The organism is Sphingopyxis sp., assembly GCF_035565275.1.
Lineage (GTDB): Bacteria > Pseudomonadota > Alphaproteobacteria > Sphingomonadales > Sphingomonadaceae > Sphingopyxis.
In genome coordinates, this window is record NZ_DATMST010000270.1 from 1 (window position 1) to 10,509 (window position 10,509).

The following is a 10,509-nucleotide window of genomic DNA, read 5'->3' on the forward strand; positions in this document are numbered from 1 at the left end:
GGCGTCGCGGCGCCGACCGCCCTCGCCCCGGTTGCCGACACCGACATCCGCGAATTCGCCGCGATCGCGGGACGCAAGGTCGTGGGCCACGCGGTGAACGGCCCCTTTCCCACCGCCGACAAGGTGCTGCTGATCGCCCGCGACGACAAGGGTTTCCCGGTGATCGCCGCCAGCACCGGCTTTCCCTCGCGCCAGTCGTTGCCCGCGCCGCCGCAGGGGACGCTCGCGATCATTCGCTTGCACCAGCGGTCCGAAACGATCGTTCCCGGCCCGACCCCGGACGACCTCGCCTTCGTGGCGCGGGAAAAGAGGCCGCTGTTCGTGATCGGCGAATGGGCACGCCCCGCGCCGATGTGGGAAGTGGCCTGGATCGACGATGCCGTGCGTTACCGGACGATCGGAGAAGTCGGCGAAATCGGGCCCTGGCGCGAATAGCGACCGCCCGTTTCAAGGCGTGAACCGGCTTTTCGCATCGAGAAAGTCCGCATTATGGCGGATTCGACCCGTTCCGGCTTCGTCCCGTCCCCCATCATGCGTCGCGCCCTTTCTTATGCGAGGAACTGCGCCTATGACGCGTCCGTGACGTCTGGCTGACACAGATGTGACAGCCACCGACGAAAGGCGAGCATGAGCAGCAATCCGCATCTCCATCAGGCGGCGACGCCTCCAGTGCGCATACAGCAGAATATCCTCGCGCGCAGCGAACGCCGCCTGCTCAACTGGCTCTGCGCGCGCCTGCCCGCCTGGGTGACCCCCGACCAGCTCACCACGCTGGGCTTCGCCGGCGCCGTGCTCGTCGCCGCGGGCTATCTGCTCAGCTGGTTCGACAGCGAATGGCTCGGCCTTTCGCTCGTCGGATATATCGTCAACTGGTTCGGCGATTCGCTCGATGGCAGCCTCGCGCGCTGGCGCCGTATCGAGCGGCCCAACTATGGCTATTTCGTCGATCACAGCGTCGATGCGATCGCGACGCTGCTGATGATCAGCGCGATCGGGATGAGCCCCTATATGCGGCTCGACGTCGCGTTGATGGGGGTGATCGGCTATTTCCTGCTGTCGATTCATACTTTCATCGCCGCGAAAATCCTTGGCGAATTCCGCCTCTCCTATATGGCGGGCGGCCCAACCGAACTCAGGCTGATGCTGATGGCGATGACGATCGCCATGCCGATCGTCGGGGGCGCCGACATAGGCGGAACCAACTTTTCGGCCTTTGACCTCTTCGCGCTCGTGGTTTCGAGCGTTCTCGTGACGCTGTTCATCGTCCAGACCTCGGCGACGGCGCGGATGCTCCGTCGCCGGGGCAACTGAACGCGCATCCGCGCCGAAAAGTTTAACCGCGTACCCGGGCTTGCGCGTAAGTGCCGAGCAACCGCAGCGACTTGGTCTGGAAATCAATTTCCTCGAGCGCCCGGTCGATCCGCTCGTCCCCGGGGGCACCGACGATATCGCAATAGAATTGCGTCGCGGCAAAGCTGTCGCCGGTCTGGTAGCTTTCGAGCTTCGTCATGTTGACGCCGTTGGTGGCGAAGCCGCCGAGCGCCTTGTAAAGCGCCGCCGGGATATTCTTCACCTCGAACATGAAGGTCGTCATCAACGGCCCGTCGATGCCTGCGAAATCGGTCAGTGGCTCGCGCGCCAGCACGACGAAACGCGTCGTATTGTGATCGGCGTCCTCCATGCCCGTGCCGTGGAGCGTCAGCCCGTATATGTCGGCGGCGTGCGGCGGTGCGAGCGCGGCGAGTCCGATCTCGTCGCTGTCGGCGACCCACGCAGCGGCGCCCGCGGTGTCGCTGTGCGCGACCGGCGCGATGCCGTTCGCGCGCAGCCAGTGGCGACATTGGCCGAGCGCCTGTTCGTGGCTCATAGCGCGCGTTACCGGGCCAAGGTTGCGGCTCATCAAGCCATAGCGGATCGGCAGAAAATGCTCGCCGACGATCGACAGGCCGGATTCGGGGAGCAGAAAATGGATATCGGCGACGCGGCCGTGCAGGCTGTTTTCGATCGGGATGATCGCGCGGTCGACGCGGCCCTCGCGCACGGCATCGATCGCATCCTCGAACGCATAGCAGGGCATCGGCAGTGAATTGGCGTCATATTCACGCGCGGCAAGGTCACTGTTCGCCCCGGGGGCACCCTGAAAGGCCAGCCCGCGGGCGGGTTCGGCAAGGGCCGCGCCGCGCATTTCGTCGACCAGATGCTGTGCCGAAGCCGAATAACTGCCCATAACTGCCTTCCCAAGCCCGAGCCGCGGCGCATAGCGACACGGCGCGATCCACGCAACCGGCACGTCCGGAAGCGCGAGCCGACCGTCGACCTCGGCGCGAGACAGCATGCACAATAGACAGCGGCTGCAACGCCGTGATCATTCCCGGCAACGTGCAGGATCGCAACGTGCCTGGCTCGCCCGCCTCTTCACCCACGGCCCGCATCGGATGTTCGTGAAGGAATTACCGGCACCGGCGCGGCGTTTCTGTCCCGAGCGTCTTCGCATGAAGGACTGTTCGCCTTTGCGCGGAGCGGTTCGACACGATCTGCTGCGAGCGTTGACCGCGGGGGCAGCCGAAACAAAGCCGGGCGCCGTGCCCGGCTTTGTTCCGAAGTGGTGCACCCGACTGGATTCGAACCAGTGGCCCCCAGATTAGGAATCTGATGCTCTATCCTGCTGAGCTACGGGTGCGCTGCGGCTCGTGTAGCGGCGCAGGGCCCAAATCGTCAATCGGCGGGATCGACAGGGCGCACCGATGCTTTGCCTTTCGCACGCCACGTCTCGCGTGCGCGATTCTCGCGGATCGCCAATTCCTCGTACCGGCACAGCGGGACGGGCGCGGCGGCCGCGGGCTTTTCAGACGTTCTGCCGGAATCATCGGACCAGCCCGCACCGCGGGCCGGCCCCGAGGATTGTTCGGGGTCAGTTGACTGCATCGGGGGGAACGATCGGGACGAGCAGCGGCATCGCGGCGATCCCGTCGTCGTGCAACGCCTGCGCTTCTTCGGGCGAGGCCTCGCCATGGATCAGGTCTTCGACGGCGCGCCCGTCGTGCATCGCGCGCGCGGCATCGGCGAAATCGCGACCGACCCAGCGCGACCGGGGTAGCATTTCCGCCTGTTTGGCTGCGATTCCGGCGATGACCTTGCGCATTAGTTCGGGCGAGAGTTCTTCAGGCACCGACGCGATGTCGACGCGGGGCGCAACCTGCAACTGGTTCGACTTCGCGCCGACCCGCGGCGCCATCACCGCCTTTTTGACGTCGCTGTCGCCGCATATCGGACAATCGATCAAACCGCGCGCCCGCTGGTCCGCAAAGCTTTCGCTGCTCGCGAACCAAGCCTCGAACCGGTGATCGCCGGCCGCGCAACACAGGTCGAAAACGATCATGTCACGCCGCCTTGAGCAACGCGTCGAGTTCGCCCTTCGCATCGAGCGCGGCAAGGTCGTCGCTGCCGCCGACGTGGCGGCCATCGATGAAAACCTGCGGTACGGTGCGGCGACCGTTCGCGCGTTCGATCATCGATTCGAACCCTGCGCGATCCATCGTCACATCGATTTCCTCAAAGTCAGCGCCCTTTTTGCCCAGCAACGCTTTCGCGCGGGTGCAATAGGGGCAGAAGGCTTTTGTGTAGACTTCGATCCTGGCCATGCGGCTATCCTGTCATCCTTTCACCATGCATATCGGAATCAACGTCCGCAAAGTCAAATATGTTGCCTGTCATGAGAGCATCGGGGACGACGCGGGCCCAGGTCAGGACCGATATCCGCGCAGCGGCGCTGCGTTTAAGCACCCTGGCCGCTGCACGCAATGTCGCGCCGCTCGCATGGACGTCGTCGATCAGCACCAGATGCTGCCCCGCCCCGCGCGCCTTTGCATCGCTCGCCAGCGCAAAGGCGCCGGCAACGATCCGTTCGCGCTCGCGCCGCCGCTTTCCGCGGAGCGATACGGTGGCCTTCGTTCGCAACAACAGATGATGATCGCACCTGGCATCGGTTATCCGAGCGAGCTCGTCGGCCACCAGCGCGGCTTGGTTGAAGCCGCGCGACCAGAGCCGCCAGCGGTGTAGCGGCACCGGTATCAACACCATTTCCCGGCACTCGCCGAGCGTTCCGAGCCGACGCGCCATCAGCCGCGCCATCAGCCGCGCATGGCCGAGTCTCCGCCCGTATTTGAGCCGCAACGCCACCGTCCGCGCGACGGCGCCATAAGCGACCGCGGCGGGCGCACCGTCGAACGGCGGCTCGTTCGCAAGGCATGCGCCGCACGCGACCGGTTCGCCCGGCAACGCCGTCGGCAGCGGGATCGAACAGCGGGTACAGGCGGGTCCGTCGAGAAAATCGAGCGAGGACCAGCAGGTAAGGCAGAATTGCCGGTCTTCTCCGACGATGACGCCGCAGCCGGGGCAACGCGGCGGCAGCGCATAATCGACGATCGTCCGCGCTGCGGCGCGCAAGCCGCCAAGCCATGCCGTGCGCGGCGCATCGCCCGTTTCGGCTTCCCCCGTCGCCATCCTCATCACCGACTTGTGAAGCATCGGCGAAGAAGGCACAAGCCGCGCATGTCGCAATCCCCCCGCCCGCTCTTCTCCCCTGCCCGCCACGGTGCGCAACGCGACCGCATGGCGCGCCTTCCCGCATCGGGCAACTTCCTCGCCCCGATCATCGCCGAAACATTGCTCGACCGGCTGACGATGGTGACGCGCGACTTCGCGCACACCTTGCTCATCGGCGCACACGACGCGGCGCTTGTCGACCATTTGCGCGCGACCGGCAGCGAGCTCACGATCGTCGAAGCGGGTCCGCGCCTCGCCGCGGCAAACGGGGCGATCGCGGTCGAGGCCGATGCGATCGACCTTCCCTTCGGCAGCTTCGACCTCATCCTGTGGCCCGGCGGGCTCGACAGCGTCAATGACGTACCCGGTGCGCTCGTCCGGTTGCGTGCGCTCCTCGCGCCAGACGGTCTGTTGCTCGGCGCGTTCCTCGGCGACGGCAGTCTGCCGCGATTGCGCCGCGCGACGATGGCCGATGGTGTGCGATCGATCGCGCGCCTGCATCCGCAGATCGACCTCGCAGCGATGGGCAATCTGCTCCAGCGTGTCGGCTTCACCATGCCCGTCGTCGACGTCGAGGCGTTGACGGTGCGGTACGGCGACTGGTTTGCGCTGGTGCGCGACCTGCGCGCTGCGGGATTGTCGAGCCGCCTTGCCCCCGCTCCGCCACCGCTGACACGCGAGGAAGCGGCGCGGATTGCGGCTGCTTTCGCCGCCGACGCCGATCCTGACGGCCGCGTCGCCGAAAGCTTTCGCCTCGTCCACTTCAGCGGCTGGGCGCCGCATCCCGATCAGCCGCAGCCCGCGCGGCGCGGCAGCGGGACCGCCTCGCTCGCCGACGCGTTGAAGCCTCAAGACTAGATCAAGGCCTCCAGCAGGCCGATCAGCGGCTTGTCGGCGGGCGGCATGTCGAGCCCGTGCAATTGCGCGGGACGCACCCAGCGAAGCGCGCTGGCATGCTGCGCGACGGGAGTTCCGCCCCATTTGCGGCATACATAGAGCAGCAGGAGCAGATGCCGGTCGCCCAGCATGTCGCTCGCGAAGCAAGCGGGCGCGAGGCAAGCGTGATCGACATCGATCGCCAGTTCCTCCGCCAGTTCGCGGATCAACGCCTGCTCCGGCGTTTCGCCGGGCTCCAGCTTGCCACCGGGAAATTCCCACAGACCGGCCATCGACAGACCTTCGGGACGCTGCTGCACAAGCAATCGCCCGTCGCGGTCGACGAGCGCCGCCGCCACGACGACAAGCGATGTTTTTGGCAGTTTTCCGGGGCTAAACGCGGACAAATTGTTAACCTTCCTGTGCGAACAATGGGACCCTCGGGAACTATAATTTCAGTCAGGGGTGGAACAAATGCACAATATTACCAGGCTGATGCGGTCGACCAGGGCCGCCACAGCCGTCGAATATGGGCTGATATTGGCCCTTATATTTCTGGCGGCCGTAAGCACCATCACCGAAGTGGGCAACTCTACGTCGAAGATGTGGACGCATGTTTCCAACAAGGCGACCAACGCGATGTAACCCGGAAAATCTGTGCGGAAACGGGATTCGACAGGCCAGATGTTCGAACCTGCCCATTAAGATTTTCAAAACCTATTCGTCCTAGACCCGCAGATGTTGACCCGACCAGACCGTCAACAGGGTAAGTGAAATCAGGAGACCAGTCATGAAGTTCATCAAGAAATTCGTCCGCGACACCAAAGCCGCGACCGCGATCGAATATGGCCTCATCGCCGCTCTGATCGCCGTCGCCGGCATCACCGCGATGCAGAGCGTCGGCACCAGCGTCAGCAGCACCTTCGACAAGGTCAACGAGAACCTGAACCAGACGGCTGCTCCGGCTGCTCCGTAATAGAGCGCCAGCCAAACCGAAAAGGGGCGGTGGAAACACCGCCCCTTTTTTTGTGCCCGTGGTCAGCGGGCGGAATAGACGACGATCTTGACCCTCTGCCCCGGCGTCAGCCGGCTCGATGCGCTCAGCCGGTTGAGTACCTGGAACCGCTCCGCCTGATAATCGCTGTACGCCATGCGTTTCGACAGGCTCGCGACCGTATCCGCGCGTCCCACGGTCACCACATCGATCCGCCGCGGCCGGATCGCCGCCGCCTCGTTCGCGCTCAGCCGCCGGACGCTGTTGAACATCGAATTGAACACGCCGCCGCCGCCCGCTTTCGTCAGCGTGACGAAGTGGAACGCGCTGCTGCGCGAAAATTCATAGGCAAAGACGGTGACATCGACCTGACCCGACTGGGTGTTCGCCCGCGCGGTCGCATAGGATGCCGGAATGCCCCCCACCGTCGTGCGCTGGATCGCCCCCGGACTGATCGACGCGTTCCCCGCGATCGCCTTGAATGCCGCGGCGATATAGGCGTTCATGTCGCCGTTATACGGTGCGGTGGTGAATTGCGCTTGCCCGCCGCTGCCGCTGATCGACACCGCGTTGACCCCATTCTGCATGCCATAGCCGTTCGGCACGGCGAATTTCAGTCGCAGGTCAGGATGGAGGAATTCCCGGCCTTCGACGACACCCTGTTTCGGATCGTCGCCGTAAAGGACGCCGTTGACCGAAGCGAGGAAGGCGTCAGCGTTGCGCATCCCGCCACGTCCGCCAACCCGGCTCGCCAGCGTCTCGGCATTGCGGACGCGCGAGGCCGGGTCGGGGTGGGTGCTCGCCCATTCGGGCAACGACCGCGCATCGCCGCCCGCAAGACGCGCGTCGAGGGTCGTCTGGTTCGCAAGGCTCGCGAGCATCGTCGACAGCGCGAGCGGGTCATAGCCTGCACTGCTCAGATACTGGACCCCCAACTGGTCGGCCTGCAATTCCTGACTGCGCGAAAAGCCCAGCGTCGCATATTGCGCCCATTGCATCGCGTTATTCTGCAGCAGCCCGCCGAGCCCGCCGAGCAGCCCGCCACTGTCGCCGATCGCGCCGCCCAGCACGGCACCGAGCACACCAAGGATCGTGTTGCGGGTCGCTGCCGACTGCCGCTTCTTGCTGTGCTGCGCGGCAACGTGGCCGACCTCGTGCCCTAAAACGCCCGCGAGTTCGGCCTCGTCGTTCATCAGCGCCATCAGCTGGCGGGTCACATAGACATAGCCGCCAGGGATCGCGAAAGCATTGTTCACCGGCGAATTGAGCAGCGTGACGGTGAAATCGCTCGGGGACCGCGACAGGCCCGACTGCACTGCGATATTCTGTCCGATGCGATTCACATAAGCCGCCTGCGGGCCGCTATAGGCGCCGCCGAATTCCTGCAAAAGCTGCGGGTGCGCCTCGTCACCCTGCTTGCGTTCGGCGGGCGAGATATTGGTCTGGGTCTTGATCGCCTTCAGTTGTGCATCGGCCGCGCCGGTGACGGCAAGACCGCCCATGGCCAGAACCGCTGCCAGCCTTTTGCCCGTTTTCAAGCTCATCGAAGTGCCTCCCGTTACGCTGTCTCCCCGGGATATCCCCGCGGCGCGACAATACAAGCCGCACGATGAACCGCGGCTCGCCGATGTCGGATATGGGAACGCGAAACCCGGCGATCGGGTTCCGCGTCGATGGCCTAAGCCCGTCCCATCGCGAGGAATTTCTCCTCACGCGTGGTGAGCAGGGTTTCGCGCGGAAGACCCGACAGCGCGTCCAGCTCCTGTGCGATCGCGTCGCCCAGCGCCGCGATCGCGGCCTCAGGCGCACGGTGCGCGCCGCCAATGGGTTCGGGAACGATCCGGTCTATAACCTTTAGCGCCAGCAGGTCCTGCGCCGACATCTTCATCGCGGTCGCGGCGTCGGCCGCCTTGTCCGACGTGCGCCACAGGATCGAGGCGCAACCCTCGGGCGAAATCACCGAATAGACCGCATGTTCGAACATCAGAACGCGGTTCGCAGCAGCGAGCGCAATGGCGCCGCCCGAACCGCCTTCGCCGACCACCGCCGCAATCATCGGCACCCCGAGCGCAAGGCATTGCTCGGTCGAGCGCGCGATCGCCTCGGCCTGTCCGCGTTCCTCCGCCTGGATGCCCGGAAAGGCGCCCGACGTGTCGACCAGCGTCACCACCGGCAGCCCGAAGCGGTCGGCAAGCTGCATCAGGCGGATCGCCTTGCGATAACCCTCGGGCTTCGCCATCCCGAAATTATGCTTCATGCGCGACGGGATATCGTCGCCCTTTTCATGGCCGATCACCATCACGCGCCGTCCGCGAAAGTGCGCGAGCCCGCCGAGGATCGCCTGATCGTCAGCGAAATTGCGGTCGCCCGCAAGCGGCATCCAGTCGTCGAACAATCCCGCGACATAGTGCTTGAAATGCGGTCGATCGGGGTGGCGCGCAACCTGCGTCTTTTGCCAGGGCGTCAGCTTTGCATAGATTTCGCGCAGCAATTTCGAGGACTTATCCTCAAGCCGCGCGATGTCATTGTCGATATTGAGCGTCGGATCGTCGCCCATTTCGCGCAGTTCGGCGATCTGTCGGTCGAGCGCCGCGACCTGTTTTTCGAAGTCCAGAAAGGCTGTCATGCGCCGTCGCTAGGCCGAAGGCGTCTTGAGGTCAACGCCATCCATCCGGGCCAGCGGGTGGCGGCTGTTCACCAGTTCGACGAGCCGGCGGCTGTCGACGTGCGTATAGATTTCGGTCGTCGCGATATCGGCGTGCCCCAGCATCAGCTGCAATGCGCGCAGATCGGCGCCGCCTTCGAGCAAATGGGTGGCGAAAGCGTGGCGGAGCACATGCGGGCTGATCGCGGTCGGGTCGATCCCGGCGCGGCTCGCCAGCTCGCGGAGCATCTGGAACAGCCGCACGCGCGAGATATGCGCCTTGCCCGACGGGAAGAGCCACGGCGACCCGTCGGCGACGAACGGAAGCCAGCGGTCGAGCCCCGCGCGCGCGCGTTCGGACAAGGGCACCAGCCGGTCTTTGTCGCCCTTGCCGCGGATGATCAGAAATTCGCGGCCTCCGCCGACCGCGCGGCGCGGCAACGAAACGAGCTCGCTCGCGCGCAACCCCGACCCATAGAGAAGTTCGAGCAGCAGCAGCATCCGCACCGCATTCGCGGGCGGGGTTTCGCCCGCCGCCTCCTCACCCGCTTGTGCGAACAGCCGCTCGACATCCGCGTGCGTCAATATGCGCGGCAGCGGCCGCCGGGTCGCGGGGCGCGCGATGTCGAGCGCCGGATTGTCGGTGCGCTCGCCTTCATCGAGGAGGAAGGCAAAAAACTGCCGCAACGCCGACAATTTACGTGCCGCGCTGCTCGCCGCAAGCGATCGATAATCGGCCATCAATTTGCGCAGCGCGCCGGCATCGGCATCGGCGAGCGGTCCTTTGACCCACTCGGCCGCCTGTTCCAGGTCGCGGCGATAGGCCGCGAGCGTATTGCGCGAAGCACCGCGCTCGGCCGCCATCATCTCCAGAAACCGCTCGATCAGTGCCGCGTCAGACACCGTCCGACGCCATGTTCGACTTTCAGACACGCACCAGCGCTTCGGCGGCGATCATTCGCGCCTCGGGCTCAAGCCCCACCTCGCGTAGCGAGCGGACGATATAGTAGAGATGATAGGGCGGCATTTTCGACCAGTCACCCTGCATCCCCGCCGCCGCAAGCAACGCCACCATACCGGGCTCGCGCCGTTCGGCCGCCGCCATGATCGCACGCGACCAGCGCGTCTGCTTCCCCAGGTCGACCTCAAGGTCGCTTGCGGCGGATGACGCGGCGCCGGCATCGATGCGCCCCAGCCCCGCAAGGCCCGCGAGCAGGAATTTGGACCGCAGATAACCGGTGCTGTCATCGACGCCCGAAAATTGCCCGACCGCGCCCGCGCTCGTACCCGTGAGCGGCCGCGGCGAACCGACCGCGAGCACGCCCCATGCATGGCTGCCCACCGATACGCCGGACACCCAGGCGATCGCGTTCCGGTCGTAGCCGCCCGCGAGCATCGAGCCGAGCAGTTGCCACGGGTCGCCCCCGACATCGGTGCTGACCGGCAGCGC

12 protein-coding genes, 1 tRNA gene and 1 pseudogene are annotated in these 10,509 nt (G+C 65.4%); 4 read left to right on the plus strand and 10 right to left on the minus strand.

Features of this window, described 5'->3' with window-relative positions; genetic code table 11:
- Both VN047_RS17940 and VN047_RS17945 read left to right on the plus strand, forming a co-directional pair.
- On the plus strand, positions 1 to 435 hold a 435-nt coding region (locus VN047_RS17940; RefSeq protein ID WP_325545080.1), incomplete at its 5' end, for a hypothetical protein.
- 192 nt (positions 436 to 627) lie between these two features.
- On the plus strand, positions 628 to 1,311 hold the full coding sequence (locus VN047_RS17945) for a CDP-alcohol phosphatidyltransferase family protein (protein WP_325545082.1): 684 nt from the start codon (positions 628 to 630) through the stop codon (positions 1,309 to 1,311).
- A 22-nt stretch (positions 1,312 to 1,333) separates the two neighbouring features.
- Here VN047_RS17945 and VN047_RS17950 read toward each other — a convergent pair whose 3' ends face one another.
- The 5 genes from VN047_RS17950 to VN047_RS17970 form a co-directional block, all read right to left on the minus strand.
- On the minus strand, positions 1,334 to 2,227 hold the full coding sequence (locus tag VN047_RS17950; RefSeq protein WP_325545084.1) for a prephenate dehydratase: 894 nt from the start codon (positions 2,225 to 2,227) through the stop codon (positions 1,334 to 1,336).
- Positions 2,228 to 2,603: 376 nt separating this feature from the next.
- Positions 2,604 to 2,680 (minus strand) — tRNA-Arg (locus tag VN047_RS17955).
- A 231-nt stretch (positions 2,681 to 2,911) separates the two neighbouring features.
- Positions 2,912 to 3,379 (minus strand): DUF1178 family protein, encoded by a 468-nt coding sequence (locus VN047_RS17960; RefSeq protein ID WP_325545086.1) that lies wholly within the window; start codon positions 3,377 to 3,379, stop codon positions 2,912 to 2,914.
- A gap of 1 nt (position 3,380) precedes the next feature.
- Positions 3,381 to 3,641: a glutaredoxin 3 gene (grxC, locus tag VN047_RS17965; protein ID WP_325545088.1), complete on the minus strand. Its 261-nt coding sequence runs from the start codon at positions 3,639 to 3,641 to the stop codon at positions 3,381 to 3,383.
- Positions 3,642 to 3,645: 4 nt separating this feature from the next.
- Positions 3,646 to 4,503, minus strand: coding sequence for a ComF family protein (locus VN047_RS17970; RefSeq protein WP_325545091.1), 858 nt, complete (start codon positions 4,501 to 4,503; stop codon positions 3,646 to 3,648).
- Between the two features lie 48 nt (positions 4,504 to 4,551).
- Between VN047_RS17970 and VN047_RS17975 the strand changes: the two genes are divergently transcribed.
- Positions 4,552 to 5,403, plus strand: coding sequence for a methyltransferase domain-containing protein (locus VN047_RS17975; protein WP_325545093.1), 852 nt, complete (start codon positions 4,552 to 4,554; stop codon positions 5,401 to 5,403).
- Here VN047_RS17975 and VN047_RS17980 read toward each other — a convergent pair.
- The gene (locus tag VN047_RS17980; protein WP_325545095.1) at positions 5,400 to 5,828 is read right to left on the minus strand and encodes a (deoxy)nucleoside triphosphate pyrophosphohydrolase; all 429 of its coding nucleotides are present in this window, start codon (positions 5,826 to 5,828) and stop codon (positions 5,400 to 5,402) included. The two genes, VN047_RS17975 and VN047_RS17980, sit on opposite strands and share 4 nt — an antisense overlap.
- A 383-nt stretch (positions 5,829 to 6,211) precedes the next feature.
- Between VN047_RS17980 and VN047_RS17990 the strand changes: the two genes are divergently transcribed.
- Positions 6,212 to 6,397, plus strand: coding sequence for a Flp family type IVb pilin (locus tag VN047_RS17990; protein WP_325545097.1), 186 nt, complete (start codon positions 6,212 to 6,214; stop codon positions 6,395 to 6,397).
- A gap of 62 nt (positions 6,398 to 6,459) precedes the next feature.
- Here the strand turns inward: VN047_RS17990 and VN047_RS17995 are convergent, their stop codons facing one another.
- From VN047_RS17995 to VN047_RS18010, 4 genes and pseudogenes are all read right to left on the minus strand, one after another.
- The gene (locus tag VN047_RS17995; RefSeq protein WP_325545099.1) at positions 6,460 to 7,959 is read right to left on the minus strand and encodes a M48 family metalloprotease; all 1,500 of its coding nucleotides are present in this window, start codon (positions 7,957 to 7,959) and stop codon (positions 6,460 to 6,462) included.
- Between the two features lie 134 nt (positions 7,960 to 8,093).
- Entirely contained in the window at positions 8,094 to 9,041 is a 948-nt protein-coding gene (locus tag VN047_RS18000; RefSeq protein ID WP_325545101.1) for an acetyl-CoA carboxylase carboxyltransferase subunit alpha, read from the minus strand.
- 9 nt (positions 9,042 to 9,050) lie between these two features.
- Positions 9,051 to 9,962, minus strand: coding sequence for a tyrosine recombinase (locus tag VN047_RS18005; RefSeq protein ID WP_325545103.1), 912 nt, complete (start codon positions 9,960 to 9,962; stop codon positions 9,051 to 9,053).
- A 22-nt stretch (positions 9,963 to 9,984) separates the two neighbouring features.
- A pseudogene (locus tag VN047_RS18010) lies at positions 9,985 to 10,509 on the minus strand (hypothetical protein); the annotation flags it as partial.